This is a genomic window from Larkinella insperata (assembly GCF_026248825.1).
GTDB lineage: Bacteria > Bacteroidota > Bacteroidia > Cytophagales > Spirosomataceae > Larkinella > Larkinella insperata.
This window is the reverse complement of record NZ_CP110973.1, coordinates 4,585,592-4,601,261: the sequence shown is the minus strand read 5'-3', so window position 1 is coordinate 4,601,261 and position 15,670 is coordinate 4,585,592. Positions and strand designations below refer to the sequence as shown.

Sequence of the window (15,670 nt, the reverse complement as noted above, 5' to 3'; positions counted from 1 at the left end):
CTATGCCATTCCTTGTGCTCGACCTTGAGATGACCGGCCCGGAACCGGACTGGAACGAAATTATTCAGATTGGTGCCGTACTCTTCGACGATCAATGGGTCGAACGGGGGCGTTACCTGACGAATGTGTACCCCGAAAACGAAGAAGCCTTTTCCAGTTCGTCCGAACAGATTCATAACCTGTCGCTGGCCGACCTGGAAGATGCGCCCATGATTTACGACGTGCTGCCGGAACTCGAGAATTGGATCATGGAAAAGCTGAGCATCCGGAAAACCCAGCAAACGACCGACAACACCCCGTACCTGCGCGACGTGATCATCTGCGGCCAGAGCGTCATCAACGACATTAATTTCCTGAAAGAAGCCTACCGGCTGGAAAAGCTCAAATGGCCGTACTCGCGCACATTGATCGACCTGCACACGCTGGGTTATTTTAGCTTCCGCATCCTGAAAAAGAACGGCAAACCCGTTCCGTCCCGGCTGAGCCTGAAAGATATTGCGGGCCATTTTGGTTTCGAGCGCGAATCCGAACACCACAACGCCCTGGAAGATGCCGTGCTGACGGCGCAGTGCCTGAAGGAAGTTTTCAAACTGGCCGATACGCTGAAATTAAGCTAACAGCCGGTCAATCTCGGCGGTTACCGTCGCCCAGCGGTCGGCCCAACTGCCCGACACTTCGATGTATGGAAGGTGGCGCGCTTCGAGGGCGTTTTTGAAGCGCTGGTAGATTTCCTGACGCCGGTGACCCAGATCCCGCAAACCGTCGGCGACCCACGGTACGTCGATGTTCAGCAGAAAATACCGGTCGTAGGGCACGTCTTTTTCGAGTTCGGCCAGCACCGGCGGTACGTCGTTCAGGTAAATTTCGGAATACAGCGCCGTCGTCACCACGTCCGTATCACAAATCAGCAGCCGGTTCGCGGTTGGAAGGGCCTTCAGCACGGTTTCGGTCTGGGCGTGGCCGATCCGGACGTAATCCTCCAGCGTCAGGTCATTCGACGTGATCAGGTCGCGGGCCACTTCGTGCACAAAAACCGTCTGGTAATGAGCCGCCAACTGCTTCGCCAGCGTGGTTTTGCCAACGCTTTCGGGACCGTAGAGGCAAATCAGGGTAATGTCTCCAATCATACGGCGGGCTGGCGATAACTCCGGTATTCCCGGGTGAAGTGGTAGGCTCCCATAACGGCAATCACGCAGTAAAAAGCGTATTCAATGCCGACCACCTTCAGCCCTTTCACAAAATACATATAAGCGCTAATGGCATCGACCAGCAGCCAGACGTACCACGTCTCCACTTTCTTTCGAATCAGTAAGAACGTGGCCACAATGCTCATCACCGACGTAAACGAATCCAGATAGGGAAAGGCGCTGGGCTTGTTGAACAGCATCGGAAACCACTCGTGCAGATTCCCGGCAATGGTGCCGAACAAAACCGTCGCCAACGCTCCCGCGACGAGGATTAACCCGAATTGTTGCCGCGACAACTGACTAATTTTCAACTCACTTTTTCGATCTTCTTCGCCCGTTTTGGGATGGGTCCACTGCCACCAGCCCATCAAATTCGTGATAAAAAAGAAGATTTGCAGAAACATGTCGGGGTACAACTGAATCTGGTAAAAGAGGAAAAAGAACGTGGTCACGCTGATCAGGCCAGCGGGCCAGCTCCAAATGTTGGCCCGGGCCGACCACCAGGTAGCCAACGCCCCAACGACGGTGCCAACAAACTCCAGGTAGCTCATCGGGTAGCCGAGTACCGTAAAAAAAATCGAATCAATGTCGAAAAAATCCTTCATCGCGTGAATTCGGCCCAAACCGGTCCGTGGTCGGAATGAACGGCCTGGGGTTCGTGACCGGCGGCTATCAGACGGTCTTTATAGGGCTCACTGACGGAAATGTAATCAATCCGCCAGCCTTTGTTATTGGCCCGCGCACCCGCCCGGTAGCTCCACCAACTGTAGGCAATCTGATCCGGATTTTTGTAGCGGAACGAATCGACAAAACCGCTGTCGAACCACCGGGTCATCCAGGCGCGTTCCTCGGGCAGAAAACCCGTCGTGTTTTTGTTGCGGACCGGATCGTGAATGTCAATGGTGGTGTGCGCGATGTTGTAATCACCAACAACAATGACGTTTGGTCGGGTTTGACGCAGTTCCTGAACGTACGCGAAAAAGTCGTCCAGAAACTGCATTTTTACGCCCTGCCGCACGTCGCCGGTGGTGCCCGACGGAAAATAACAGTTCAGCAGGGTCAGATCGCCAAAGTCGGTGCGCAGAATCCGGCCCTCGCAGTCGTAGGCTGGAATGCCGCACCCCATCACCACCTGATCGGGCGGCAGTTTGGCAAACGTCGCTACCCCACTGTAGCCTTTCTTTTCGGCCGCGTGCCAGTGGTATTTGTACCCCAACGCTTCAAACGGCAGCAGGTCTACCACGTCGTGCGTGGCCTTGACCTCCTGAAAACAAAGGATGTCGAACGGGTTTTGCGCCAACCAATCGATCAACCCCTTGCTCAGCGCCGACCGGATGCCGTTGAGGTTATACGTCAGAATTTTAACGGTTTCGCCGGATTGCCCCGGTGTCACAGAATGCTCCATTGAACGGTCTATTTCGAAAAAACAACGGTTCTGATCCGCCGGATTAAACGACGACGTTTACAATCCGCTTCGGTACCACGACCACTTTCTTCGGCGTTTTTCCTTCCAGCCACTTCTGCACCACCTCGTTGGCCAGAATCTCGTTTTCAATATCTTTCGGGGCCGCATCCGCCGAAAACGCCAGCGTCGTACGGACTTTCCCGTTGATCTGCACCGGGTATTCGATGGTGTCTTCCACCAGATAAGCCGGGTTGAAGGTCGGGAATTCGGCGTAGCTGAGCGTTCCGGCTTCGTTGCCCAGTGCCGCCCAGAGTTCTTCCGTAATGTGGGGCGCAAACGGAGCCAGGATCACCACCAGATCCTGCAATACCGCCTTTTTGTTGCATTTCAGGGTCGACAGTTCGTTGACGCAGACCATGAACGCACTCACCGAGGTGTTAAACGACAGGTTTTCAATGTCCTCGGCCACTTTCCGGATGGTTTTGTGCAGTACTTTCAGCTCGGCGGGCGTCGGTTTTTCGTCGGTCACCAGCCAGCGGCCGGGCGTCTTCTCCGTGGGTTCTTCGTAGAACAGCCGCCAGAACTTCTTCAGGAAGCGGTACACCCCGTCGATGCCGTTCGTGTTCCACGGTTTAGCGTCGGTTAGCGGCCCGAGGAACATTTCGTACAACCGCAGGGTATCAGCACCATAACGTTCTACAATCGTATCGGGATTGACGACGTTGAATTTCGATTTCGACATTTTCTCGATCTCAACCCCACAGATGTACTTGCCGTCTTCTAGAAGGAATTTAGCCCCTTCATTAACTAGATCTGGACGTGTATTTTTAAATGCTTCTACGTCAAGAATATCATTCTCAACTATATTAACGTCTACATGGATGTCCGCAAACTTTAATGTTGTTCCAGGAAATCCTTGAATAGTTTTACCAGAGAAGGGTTCAAAATCGAGTTGGCTTAGATATTCCTCTCCTAGTTGTTCAACAATTATTTTCTTGAACAAATCTGTGGCTTCTGCAACGTTAGAATTACCGTCTAACTTTTTAAAGATACCGTGTGATACGAATAAATCTGCGGGCTTCTCTTTCCCTTTTACAACAAATTCATCTTCATCTACAGCTAAATGAACATCTTTCGTTTGCGAGAATCGATACGCAAAATTCGACCGTCCCAAAATCATGCCCTGGTTAACCAGCTTCTTGAACGGCTCTTCTTCCGGTACGTAGCCCCGGTCCTTCAAGAATTTGTTCCAGAAACGGCTGTAGAGCAAGTGGCCCGTCGCGTGTTCGGAGCCACCGACGTACAAATCCACGTCACGCCAGTAGTCGATGGCGGCTTTATCGGCAAACTCGCTTTCGTTCTGCGGGTCCATGTAGCGGTACCAGTACCAGCTTGAACCCGCCCAGCCGGGCATCGTGCTCAATTCGTATTCAAATTCTCCTTTGTATTTCCAGTCCTCGGCGCGGGCCAGGGGCGGTTCGCCGGTTTCGGTTGGCAGGTATTTATCAACGGCGGGCAATTCCAGCGGCAATTCGGCTTCATCCAGCAAATACGGAAGGCCGTCTTTGAAATACACCGGAACGGGCTCGCCCCAATACCGCTGGCGACTGAACACGGCGTCGCGCATCCGGTAGTTGATTTTGGCTTTTCCGATGCCGTGTTCTTCCAGAAACTGCACCAGCACCGGCAGGGCTTCGGCATACGTCAAACCGTTCACCATTCCGGAGTTGATGTACCGGCCTTCTTTGGTATTGTCAGCCTGTTTATCAATCTCTTTCTGCGCGTCCAGAATCGGGATGATTGGCAGATCGAAGTGCTTGGCAAACGCCCAGTCGCGCTGGTCGCCCGACGGCACGGCCATCACGGCCCCGGTTCCGTACCCCGCCAGCACGTAGTCGGCCAAGTAAATGGGTACACGTTCGCCGTTGAACGGGTTGATGCAATAGCTGCCCGTAAACACGCCCGAAACGGTTTTGGCGTCCGCCATCCGGTCGCGCTCGGAGCGCATCTTGGCCGCCGTCACGTAGGCATCCACGGCGGGCTTTTGCTCCAGCGTGGTCAGCCCCGGCACCAGGTCGTGTTCGGGCGCCAGCACCATAAACGACACACCAAAAATGGTGTCCAGCCGCGTGGTAAACACTTTGATGCGCTCCACGCGGTGCTCAATCTGAAAACTTACCTCCGCACCGGTCGACTTCCCGATCCAGTTGCGTTGCTGTTCCTTCAGCGAATCCGACCAGTCGACGGTATCCAGCCCCGTCAGCAAACGGTCGGCATAGGCCGTAATGCGCATCATCCACTGCCGCATCAGTTTCTGCTCCACCGGATAACCGCCCCGCTCCGACACCCCGTCTTTCACTTCGTCGTTGGCCAGAACCGTCCCTAAAGCCGCGCACCAGTTCACCACCGCGTCGGCCACGTAGGTCAGCCGGTATTTCAGCGTAATCTCATATTTTTCGCGTTCGGACTTGGCGTTCCATTCGTCGGCGGTGAAGTGAGGAACATCCTCATCAGCCACGGCCTGAATTCCGCTCGTACCGGCTGTTTCAAACCGGGCGATCAGCGTTTCAATCGGTTCGGCCCGGTCGGTTTCCTTGTTGTACCAACTGCGGAATAATTCCATAAAAATCCACTGCGTCCACCGGTAGAATGTCGGGTCTGACGTGCGGACTTCCCGGCTCCAGTCGTAGCTGAAGCCAATATTTTTCAATTGCTCGATGTAGCGGGCAATGTTCTGTTCGGTCGTGATGGCCGGGTGCTGGCCAGTCTGGATGGCGTACTGCTCGGCGGGCAGCCCGAAGGAGTCGAAGCCCATCGGGTGCAGCACGTTGAAGCCTTTCAGCCGTTTGTAGCGGGTCACAATGTCGGAAGCAATGTAGCCCAGCGGGTGCCCGACGTGCAAACCGGCCCCCGACGGGTACGGAAACATGTCGAGGATGTAGTATTTCGGTTTGGCAGCGTCGTTCGTGGTGCGGTACGTCTGGTTCTTTTCCCAGAACGCCCGCCAGCTTTCTTCAATTTTCTTATGGTTGTATTCGGACATTGGCGCTAATGCTTTTAATATAAGTCGTTTCGCGGAGTTAAATAGCGATTAGCGGAGGCTCCGCTTAACTCTCCTTCTCTCCGCTAGACTCTGCGAAATAACTTCACACTCGCAAAAGTAGCGTTTTTCTTACGGATTCGCCTGTGTATTTCGCTGAAGTCGGTTGAGCGTGTAACAAACCAGCCGTCCCATGAGGTTCTGCTGGGTAGTTGAGCGGAGTTTGCCGAGTTCCAGTTCGTAGATGTACCCGGCTTTGAGGTCGGCCAGCTTCAGCGTGACGGTCTTGCCATCGGGTGAAAGTTCGGCGTTGGTCACGGCCACCGGCTGCACATCAAACTGCTTGGAACCGTAGGCTTCGTGGTATTCATAGTAATACCGTTTAAATTGGAAATTAGCGACTTGCCGGGCCGTAGCCGCATCGAGGGGCTGCGTAAACGTCAGGGCAAAGCCCGTCGGCGTCAGTTTCATGTCGGCCAGTTCGAGCGGTGTTTTGCCCTTCCAGCGAACGCGCTGAATGCCCTCATCGCCCGCCCAGCCGTGGTCGGTCTGGCCGAGCCACAAACTACCATCGGGGGCAAACGCCAGCCGGTTGTTGCCCCGGCGCAGCCCAGCGCCAGCCAGAAACGGCGCACACGCCCCTTGAATCTGCCCGTCGACGGTTTCGAGCATGAGCCGGATCAGGTACGGGTGGTCCATCTCGCCAATCAGCATTTTACCGGCAAACGGCCCAAATTTCCCACCGGTTTCGTCCAGCACCGGCTGCGTGGGCGAGTTGGCAATCCGGCTGTGCGGAAAGGCCACGCTCTCGACCGTCCGCAGACTATCCAGCATTTTCACCGGCAGTTTGATCGGTGTCACGTGCGGAAATCCCTCTTTCCACAGCAGGCTCGCCGGATGGCCGTAGTGTTTGCCTTCCTGCACGTGGTACAACTTACTCGTACCCAGCCAGTCGCCCTGGTTATCGGCCGCAAAGAGGTTGCCGTTGGCGTCAAAACCGAGGCTGTTGGGGGAGCGAAAACCGCTGGCGTAGGGGTGCAGCTTGCCGTCGGGTGTGAGTTTCATGATCCAGCCCCGGTACGGCACGGCGGAATACATCCGGCCCGGACGCCCCAGCGTATCGAGTTTACCGCGCACTTCCGGGAAGATGCCAGCCCCGTTCGAAGCGGTATTCAACCCGATGTAGAGATTTCCTTTTTTGTCTTTGACGGGGCCAAACGCAAATTCGTGGTAGTTGCCCGACAGCCCGAAGTCATCCGTCACGGTTTCGTACAGATCGGCCACGCCGTCGCCGTTGGTGTCTTTCACGCGGGTCAGCTCGGGGCGCTGCATCACCAGAATTTCACTGTTGCTGACGGCCATAATCCCCAGCGGATCGTGAATTCCTTCGGCAAACAGCTTCCAGGTTTTGATTTTGGGGTTATAGATCATGATCTCCCCCCGGTGAAACCCGGCGACAATCCGGCCATCGGGCATCACCGCCAGCCCATCGGTTTCGGCCGTCAAGCCTTTGGGCATCTGGATGGTTTCCACTTCGTAATAATCCGTGATCGTGTCGGCGGGAAAAAACGGGTTTGCCCATCCCGTTAAGTTCGACAAACCGGCTACGACGAAAGCGACCAGAACGGTTTTCACTCGATTAGAGCTTTTGATGTTATTTTTCATTATTCAGCAGTCATCGTAAGCGTAAAACTCCTGGTTCCCACCGGCAGGCGCACCAGCCCGTCCTGAATTTTGCCCACCGACGGACGGTATTTCACCCCATCGCCGGATTTGCAGACAAAATACACCGGTCCGGCAACCGTGCCGAGCGTAAACTGCCGGATCAGCCCCCGCCCGGTTGGCAGCGGTTTGATCATTTCACGGACTTCAATTCCGTTGACCAGATACCGGAACTCCGGATACCGGTTAACCAGCCGGTAGCCTTTAAACTTGACCTCCGGCAAACGATCGGCGGTGCCCAGGCGGATCGGGAAGCCGCCCTGATCGCGGAAATACACGTCGCCAATAACATGCGTGGGTTTCTTGCCGTTGCCGTCCCAGTGGTCGGTCTGGTCGATGAAGCCGCCCGTCCAGGCGTAGCGCAACCGGCACGAACCCGCATCCCAGCAATAAGCCGCTTTGGGCGTCAGACCGACCGCAATCGACGCGGGGCCGGAATCGGGCATGAAGGTTCGGTAAACAGCCGGGTATTTGAGTTCGTACGGGTGGTCGGGCATGTGATGCGCGTGCCCCGTATCGTCTTTCCGGTTGGCGGCTACGTTTGGGTCTTTGTCGAGCGCCGGAACCGAGGCCGGCCTTCGGGTTACGTGAATGGCTCCGTACATCACAAACCCGTGGCCGGGGTAGGTACAGACGTACGAATAAACGCCTTCCTGATCGAGCCTGAAACTGATTTTCTCGAATTTGCCGGGTTCAACCACGGCCGTGTGCGCGACCACATCCGGGGTTCGGGGTACGTAATTGAGCTTCACGGCCTGGTCGCCCAGCGCCAGCGATGTATTCACCACGCGTAACCGGGAATTGGGCAGCGTTACGACCAGGTTGTGCGCCATGTCGTCGTAATTATCCAGCGTCAGGTTGATCCGGGTGCCGGGACGCACCACCAAGCGGGGTACGTCGAATTTCAGGCCCTCAACGGCTCTGATGGTCAGGGTAGTGTCCTGGGCCAACGCGGCCGGGACGTTCAAACCGCATAAGGCCAACAAAAGGCCAGCGGCTGCGAATCTTTTCATGCGGGTTCAATAAATTCAAAAAAGCAAAATAACGGCTTTTTCTACTATTTCGGTGCGGCTTTTGCAAATTCTGGGGTCGCCGGAAACCGGCGCAATTTTCGGTTTTTCGTTTCGTTAATTAAACAGGTTTTACCGTAACCCCCCGAATTTATTGGCCTACCGCTACGTTTTATAGTATACAGCTTTCTTATTCTGACTTTTCATGCGGTGGACATCGATAACGGCTTTGGCTTTCCACGTCGTTACCTTCTCTTTTCTCATTGGGTGCCAGTCCGACCAGGACGTGGGTCCCACGGGCGACTGCCTGGTTAAATCCTCGGTTAACAACGGCCAGGTTATTGCTAACGCCTACCTTGTTACTTACAAACCCACCGATGCGTTGCCAGTGGCTCCGGCCGCCCGGGTGGCTTCAGCGGTGCAGCAGTTGCTTACGCGCCACGGCCTGAACGATCCGAATGCGCAGGTTTTGTTTTCCGGGGAATCCACCGGTTTTCTGGCCCACGTCAGCGCAGCCGAAGCCGGGCGGTTGAAAGCCGACCCGAGCGTCGAACTTGTGGAACCTGACCGGATTATTGCCCTGTGCAGTTGCGTCGATGTGGCCGTTACGACCACGCTGACCTGGAACGTGAAGCAAACCGGTTACGGCCGGGGCGACCTGAACGCCGATAAAACCGCCTGGATTCTCGACACCGGTATCGACCTCGACCACCCCGACCTGAACGTGGATGCCGCCCGCAGCCGATCGTTCCTGACCGGCAAAACCGTCGACGACGAAAACGGCCACGGCACCCACATTGCGGGGGTGATCGGTGCCAAAAACAACACCATCGGAACAACGGGCGTTGCCTCGGGCGCTACGCTGGTGGCGCTGCGGGTGCTCGACAACGAGGGCGAAGGCAAGCTGTCGGCGCTGGTGCAGGCGGTGGCGCACGTTTCCCAGTACGGGAAAGCCGGGGATGTGGTCAACATTAGCATCGGGGGCGAAGGCACCTCTACTACCCTCGAACGGGCCATCAAAAACGCGGCCGACAAAGGCATTCTGTTTGCCATTGCCGCCGGCAACGAAAGCGAATCGGCCGAGAAATACGCCCCGGCCAACATCAACCACCCCAACGTCTTCACGGTTTCGGCGATGGACCAGAACGGGCGGTTTGCCTCCTTTTCCAATTACGGACCAACGGTGGATGTTTGCGCCTACGGGGTGCGGATTACGTCTACGTATCTGAACGGCCGGTATGCCACCTTCTCGGGCACGTCGATGGCTTCTCCGCACGTTGCGGGGCTGCTCCTGATTCGCGGGCGGGACATTCCCACCAACGGGTATGTGACGGGCGACCCCGACGGCAAGCCCGACCCCATTGCCGGAGGCCAGTAAGTCCGCTGAAATAGAATTTTCGGACCGTTTTCCAGTCAGCGGCCCGGTTCGCTGATTGGAAAATTTATATTGGCCGAATTGCCTTGTGGAATTCTGCGTTTCGTTTTCTTGCTTTAATCCAATAGATTACCCACCTTTGCAGAATATTTCAAAAACCCGGCGGCATTTTTACAATGCCGTTTTTCATAAGGGGAATTCTCTAGTAATTATATATACCTAATTAGTTATGCAACCTGTCTCAGCACCCGACTCTTCGCCGGAACCTTCCCTGCCCGTGGGGCTGAACTTAAACGGATTGAAAGTAACGGTTCAGGGTGAGTCGGCCGCCGAGCAAATCGAGGTGTTGCGTACGGCTTTTCCGAAATCGGACATCAATCTGGCCGAAGACGCATCGACCCGCTCCGTTCTGCTCCGCAAGCGTAACCGTACCGAAATCGCCATCTATATCTTTTCGGCCCTGGCGCTGATGATCGTCGGCCATTTGCTGTTCAGTTACCTGACGCTCGACCGGCTCAACCTGGTCATGAGCACGCTGGAGTTGAACAACGACTTCTGGTATTACCTGGCGGGCGGTTTTGTCGCCCAAATGATCGACGGGGCGCTGGGCATGGCCTACGGGGTAACGGCTTCCACCCTGCTGCTGACGGTGGGCGTGAGTCCGGCCGCCGTGAGCGCGAGCGTGCACAGCTCCGAGATTTTCACCAGTGGCGTTTCGGGTTACATGCACCTGCGGTTTGGCAACGTCAACAGCAAACTCTTTAAAGTCGTCCTGATTCCGGGTGTGATTGGTGCCTGCATGGGTGCGTACGTGCTGGTGTCGCTGGAACAATATTCGGTTTATATCAAACCGGCCGTAGCGGTTTACACGGCCATTCTGGGCGTTCTGATTATTCAGAAAGCCCTGGCAAAACGAATCAAGAAAAAGCCGATCAAGAAAATCGGTTTGCTGGCCTGGTTTGGGGGCACCATGGACGCCATCGGCGGGGGCGGCTGGGGACCGATTGTTTCCTCGACGCTGATCGCCAGCGGACGGCACCCCCGGTACACCATCGGCTCGGTAAACCTGGCGGAATTCTTTATTTCACTGGCCAGCTCCCTGACCTTCGTCACCCTGATCGGCCTGACGCACTGGCAAGTTATCCTGGGGCTGGTGCTGGGCGGTATGATTGCCGCCCCCATTGCGGCTATGCTCGCCAACCGTCTGCCCATAAAAGCCATGATGATTATGGTGGGCGTGGTGGTAATAATTGTAAGTTTGCGTAATATTTTGTCGGTCGTTTTATGAGACACGAGAGATGAGATGAAAGACAAAAGACGGCTTTCCCACCTTTTCGTCTATTCTCTCTTGTCTCACCTCTTTTGTCTATCTTCTCATTCATGAAAAAACAAACGAAAGCCATCCGCATCCAGACGAAGAAGTCGCAGTACCGCGAACATTCGACGCCTTTGTTTCTGACCTCCAGTTTTACGTTTGAAAGTGCGGAGCAGGGCAAAGCTCTCTTCGAAGAAACCGAAGAGGGAAACATCTATTCCCGGTTCTCCAACCCGAACGTTACGGAGTTTGTCGATAAAGTATGTATGCTCGAAAACGCCCAGGCCGGAATCGCCACCGCAACCGGAATGGCCGCCGTTTTCGCGAGCATGGCCGGATTGCTCCAGTCGGGCGATCATATCGTGGCCTGCCGGGCTCTGTTCGGTTCAGCCCACCAGATCATTTCCCAAATTCTGACCAAATGGGGCATTACGTATACGTACGTTGACGCCACGGCGACGGAAGCAGAATGGGAAGCCGCCATTCAGTCCAACACGAAAATGGTGTACCTGGAAACTCCGTCGAACCCCGGTCTGGAACTGGTTGATCTGGAAATGCTGGTTCGTTTGAAGAACAAATACGGGTTTATCCTGAACGTCGATAACTGCTTTGCCACGCCGATTCTGCAAACCCCGCTCGATCTGGGCGCTGACCTTTCGGTGCATTCGGCGACCAAATACATGGACGGACAGGGCCGCGTTCTGGGCGGTATTATCGTCGGTCCGGAAGAACTGATTCAGCCCATCCGGTTTTTCGCCCGGCATACCGGCCCGTCGATGTCGCCGTTCAACGCCTGGACGCTGTCGAAAAGCCTTGAAACGCTCGAACTCCGGATGGATCGCCACTGCTCAAATGCCTTGAAACTGGCCGAAGCCCTGGAACAACATCCGGACGTGCGCACGGTAAAATATCCGTTCCTCCCCTCCCATCCGCAGTACGACCTGGCCCAGCGCCAGATGGCCGCGGGGGGTGCCATTGTGACGTTCGAAGTGGAAGGCGGTTTTGAACGGGTGAAAGCCTTATTCGAATCCTTGAAAATTGCTTCGCTTTCGTCGAACCTGGGCGATACGCGCACCATCGTTACCAATCCGTTTACGACCACGCATTCCAAACTGAAACCGGATGAGAAAGCGGTTTTGGGCATCACCGAAGGACTGATCCGCGTTTCGGTGGGCCTGGAAGACGGTGATGATCTGGTCGCGGATTTTGAACAGGCCGTCACCAAGTCGGCGGAAGTTGTTAAGTCGGCCATTGCCGGATGATCCCGAATTAACTTGTAATCTTTTATAGAGGCCCGTAGCAGATGAAAACCACGCGAATCATTTCCTGTCTTTTTCTTTGGCTGCTGGCCCAAACCGTGAGCATGAATACGAGCGCCCAATCCACGAAAAAACCCGTACGCGTTGGCGTCGTGGGATTGGTGCATTCCCACGTTGGCTGGATCTTGAACCGCGCCAGGCAAACCGGCGACCCCAACATCGAGGTGGTGGGCATTGCCGAGCCGAACCGGGAGGTGGCCGAACGGTATTTGAAGGAGTTCGGTTTGCCGCAGCGTCTGCTGTATTCGACGGTGGAGGAAATGCTGGATAAAACCCGCCCCGATGCCGTCACGGCGTTCAACGAGATCAGCAACCACCTGAACGTGGTGAAGGTTTGCGCGCCCCGCGGTGTTCACGTCATGGTGGAAAAACCCTTGGCCGTCAGCATCGCACAGGCAAAAGAAATGGAAGCGCTGGCCAAAAAGCACAACATCCAGCTGCTGACCAATTACGAAACCACCTGGTACGGCAGCAACCACAAAGCCCACCGGATGGCGGTTCAGGAAGGCGCCATCGGCCCCATCCGCCGGATTGTGGTGCACGACGGCCACGATGGCCCGGCCCAGATGAACAAAGAGTTTGTGGCCTGGCTGACTGATCCGGTGACCAACGGCGCGGGGGCGCTGTTCGATTTTGGTTGCTACGGCGCCAACCTGGCTACCTGGCTGCTAAAAGGCGAAAAACCGCGCACGGTCAGCGCCTTTACGTTACAGATTAAACCGGACGTGTATCCGAAAGTGGACGACGACGCAACCATTATTCTGGAGTACCCCAAAACGCAGGTGGTGATTCAGGCGTCGTGGAACTGGCCGTTCAGCCGCAAGGACATGGAAGTTTACGGCGAGACGGGGTATGTGTTTACGCTGGACGGCACCCGAATGCGCATCCGGCTGAAAGGGGATAAAGCCGAACAAACCACCGAAGCCGCCAAAACCGACGCCCCCGTGGGCGATCCGTTTGATTATCTGGCGCAAGTGGTACGCGGTGAAACTAAATCGGTGGATGATTTGTCATCGTTGAAAGTGAACATGATCGTGATGGAGATCCTGGATGCGGCCCGGCGTTCGGCCCAGTCGGGAGGCAAACCCATCGCCATCAACTAGTGCGACTATAGCTTAATTCAATATAATAACGGGCCAAACCCGTAGGTACGCTATGATAGCAGAACCTTCTTACACCCTGGAAAGCCTGAGCGAACTGCTGGCGGGCAAAAGCGAAGTGGAAAGCCTGCGCACGCTGGCCGAGCTGTTTCCGGGCCAAGTTGTCTTTTCAACCAGCTTTGGTTACGAGGATCAGGTCATTACGGATCTGATTCTGGCCAACAACATCCCGATCCGGATTTTCTCGCTGGACACGGGCCGCATGTTTGGCGAAACGTATCAGGTCTGGCAGAAAACCAACAGCCGCTACGACACCAAGATTGAAGCGTATTACCCCAAGAGCGAACCGCTCGAAAAAATGCTGGGCGCCAAAGGGCCCTTCAGCTTCTACGAGTCGGTCGAAAACCGCAAAGAATGCTGTTTTATCCGGAAAGTGGAGCCGCTGGGCCGGGCGCTGGCGGGCAATAAAATCTGGATTACCGGCATCCGGGCCGAGCAGTCGCAGAACCGTCTGGGCATGACGCAACTGGAAGCTGATGACGTTCATAAACTCTTCAAGTTCCACCCGCTGATGAACTGGACGTTTGACGAAGTGAAGGGGTATGTGCGCAAGAATAATGTGCCCTACAACCCGCTTCACGACCGCGGTTTTGTCTCCATCGGTTGCCAACCCTGCACCCGGGCCATCCAGGAAGGCGAAGATTTCCGGGCCGGCCGCTGGTGGTGGGAAGACAATTCGAAAAAAGAATGTGGATTACACGCAAAATAATCCGCTGTTAAACTCCACTCTTCTCCGCCTAACTCTGCGAAATAGTTTTCCAGAGCTGGTTTCGCGGAGCTAAGCGGAGAAACGCGGAGGTAAGCTGAGAATACGATGAGTACCTACAAACTTGATTATTTAGATCAACTTGAATCGGAAGCGATTCACATCATGCGCGAGGTAGCCGGGCAGTTCGAACGGCCTGCGCTGCTATTTTCGGGGGGGAAAGACTCCATCACGCTGGTGCATCTGGCCCGGAAAGCCTTCCGCCCCGGCAAATTCCCGTTCCCGCTTGTGCACATCGACACGGGCCACAATTTCCAGGAAGCGCTTGACTTCCGCGACTGGCTGGCCGACAGCCTGGGCGAGAAGCTGATTGTCCGTTACGTGGAAGACACCATCCGGGAAAAGAAACTGAAGGAGCCGACGGGCCGCAACGCCAGCCGGAACGCCCTGCAGACGTTCACCCTGCTCGATACCATCGAAGAATTTGAGTTTGATGCCTGCATTGGGGGTGCCCGGCGCGACGAAGAGAAAGCCCGGGCCAAGGAGCGCGTGTTCTCGGTTCGCGATGAATTTGGCTCCTGGGACCCCAAACTGCAACGCCCCGAACTCTGGAACATTTATAACGGTAAAATTCACAAAGGCGAGAACGTCCGCGTATTCCCGATTTCCAACTGGACTGAACTTGACGTCTGGAATTACATTAAACGCGAAAACATCGACCTGCCGAGCATCTATTTTGCCCACGAACGCGAGTTGATTCTGCGCGACGGCAAACTACTGGCCACGGCCAAAGGGGTGATTCAGGTGGAAGAAACGGATCAGATTGTCACGCGGAAAGTGCGTTTCCGGACCGTAGGCGACATTTCCTGCACGGCCGCTGTTGAATCCGATGCCGACACGCTGGAAGCCGCCATTGCCGAAATTCAGGCCACCCGCATCAGCGAACGGGGCGAAACCCGGATCGATGATCAGGTGTCCGAAGCAGCGATGGAAGACCGGAAGAAGGGTGGGTATTTTTAAAGCAGAAAATGAGTCAACATGCAATCCCTCGACTTTCAACGGTTTCAAACGTATTTGCAGAATAACCGCATTGTTGACCGTTTTGGGTTAAACCGGATTGGCGTATTTGGCTCATTTGCCAGGGATGAAGCCTTTCGCGATATCGACGTGATTGTCGAAGAAGACATTCCTTATCAGCAAGTAATCCAATTACGAGATACGTTACAGCATGACTTGCAGATTCCGGTCGACGTCATGCTAAAGCGGTTTGCAGAACCCATCATTCTCTACCGGGCGATGAAAGACGTGAAATATGCGACCCGGCAGTAGCAACGACCTGCTGTATTGCCTGCGGATTATTAGAAGTTATCGAAAAAGTCACGCTTTACTCGAACGGTTATTCCGATCCATTCGAGTTTTTTGAAGCGAACG

The 15,670-nt window shown here is 55.2% G+C and carries 14 protein-coding genes; 8 read left to right on the top strand and 6 right to left on the bottom strand.

Features of this window, described 5'->3' with window-relative positions; translation table 11 throughout:
* Window positions 1-2 precede the first annotated feature (2 nt).
* Entirely contained in the window at window positions 3-617 is a 615-nt protein-coding gene (locus OQ371_RS18670; RefSeq protein WP_265989749.1) for a 3'-5' exonuclease, read from the top strand.
* Here the strand turns inward: OQ371_RS18670 and OQ371_RS18665 are convergent.
* The 6 genes from OQ371_RS18665 to OQ371_RS18640 all read right to left on the bottom strand — a co-directional run bounded on the left by OQ371_RS18665 (window position 609) and on the right by OQ371_RS18640 (window position 8,367).
* On the bottom strand, window positions 609-1,127 hold the full coding sequence (locus tag OQ371_RS18665; RefSeq protein WP_265989748.1) for an AAA family ATPase: 519 nt from the start codon (window positions 1,125-1,127) through the stop codon (window positions 609-611). The genes OQ371_RS18670 and OQ371_RS18665 overlap by 9 nt on opposite strands.
* Entirely contained in the window at window positions 1,124-1,792 is a 669-nt protein-coding gene (gene pnuC, locus OQ371_RS18660) for a nicotinamide riboside transporter PnuC (RefSeq protein WP_265989747.1), read from the bottom strand. The genes OQ371_RS18665 and pnuC overlap by 4 nt, the downstream gene beginning before the upstream one ends.
* Window positions 1,789-2,592, bottom strand: coding sequence for an exodeoxyribonuclease III (locus OQ371_RS18655; protein ID WP_265989746.1), 804 nt, complete (start codon window positions 2,590-2,592; stop codon window positions 1,789-1,791). Before OQ371_RS18655 ends, pnuC begins: the two co-directional genes overlap by 4 nt.
* A gap of 43 nt (window positions 2,593-2,635) precedes the next feature.
* Entirely contained in the window at window positions 2,636-5,635 is a 3,000-nt protein-coding gene (locus tag OQ371_RS18650) for a leucine--tRNA ligase (RefSeq protein ID WP_265989745.1), read from the bottom strand.
* A 129-nt stretch (window positions 5,636-5,764) separates the two neighbouring features.
* A complete protein-coding gene (locus tag OQ371_RS18645) occupies window positions 5,765-7,267 on the bottom strand; it encodes a PQQ-dependent sugar dehydrogenase (protein WP_310586585.1) in 1,503 nt (500 codons plus the stop codon).
* A 29-nt stretch (window positions 7,268-7,296) separates the two neighbouring features.
* Window positions 7,297-8,367 carry a plastocyanin/azurin family copper-binding protein gene (locus tag OQ371_RS18640; protein WP_265989743.1) on the bottom strand — a complete coding sequence of 357 codons (1,071 nt, stop codon included), beginning with the start codon at window positions 8,365-8,367 and terminating at the stop codon, window positions 7,297-7,299.
* 202 nt (window positions 8,368-8,569) lie between these two features.
* Between OQ371_RS18640 and OQ371_RS18635 the strand changes: the two genes are divergently transcribed.
* The 7 genes from OQ371_RS18635 to OQ371_RS18605 all read left to right on the top strand — a co-directional run bounded on the left by OQ371_RS18635 (window position 8,570) and on the right by OQ371_RS18605 (window position 15,568).
* Complete coding sequence (locus OQ371_RS18635) at window positions 8,570-9,742, top strand: S8 family serine peptidase (protein WP_265989742.1); 1,173 nt, start codon at window positions 8,570-8,572, stop codon at window positions 9,740-9,742.
* A 226-nt stretch (window positions 9,743-9,968) separates the two neighbouring features.
* Window positions 9,969-11,027, top strand: a complete 1,059-nt coding sequence (locus OQ371_RS18630) for a sulfite exporter TauE/SafE family protein (protein WP_265989740.1) — start codon at window positions 9,969-9,971, stop codon at window positions 11,025-11,027.
* 92 nt (window positions 11,028-11,119) lie between these two features.
* A complete protein-coding gene (locus OQ371_RS18625) occupies window positions 11,120-12,316 on the top strand; it encodes a trans-sulfuration enzyme family protein (RefSeq protein WP_265989739.1) in 1,197 nt (398 codons plus the stop codon).
* A gap of 41 nt (window positions 12,317-12,357) precedes the next feature.
* The gene (locus tag OQ371_RS18620; RefSeq protein WP_265989738.1) at window positions 12,358-13,476 is read left to right on the top strand and encodes a Gfo/Idh/MocA family protein; all 1,119 of its coding nucleotides are present in this window, start codon (window positions 12,358-12,360) and stop codon (window positions 13,474-13,476) included.
* A 52-nt stretch (window positions 13,477-13,528) separates the two neighbouring features.
* Window positions 13,529-14,242, top strand: a complete 714-nt coding sequence (locus tag OQ371_RS18615; protein ID WP_265989737.1) for a phosphoadenylyl-sulfate reductase — start codon at window positions 13,529-13,531, stop codon at window positions 14,240-14,242.
* Window positions 14,243-14,347: 105 nt separating this feature from the next.
* Complete coding sequence (gene cysD, locus OQ371_RS18610) at window positions 14,348-15,259, top strand: sulfate adenylyltransferase subunit CysD (RefSeq protein ID WP_265989736.1); 912 nt, start codon at window positions 14,348-14,350, stop codon at window positions 15,257-15,259.
* Window positions 15,260-15,277: 18 nt separating this feature from the next.
* Window positions 15,278-15,568: a nucleotidyltransferase family protein gene (locus OQ371_RS18605; RefSeq protein ID WP_265989735.1), complete on the top strand. Its 291-nt coding sequence runs from the start codon at window positions 15,278-15,280 to the stop codon at window positions 15,566-15,568.
* Window positions 15,569-15,670: the final 102 nt, after the last annotated feature.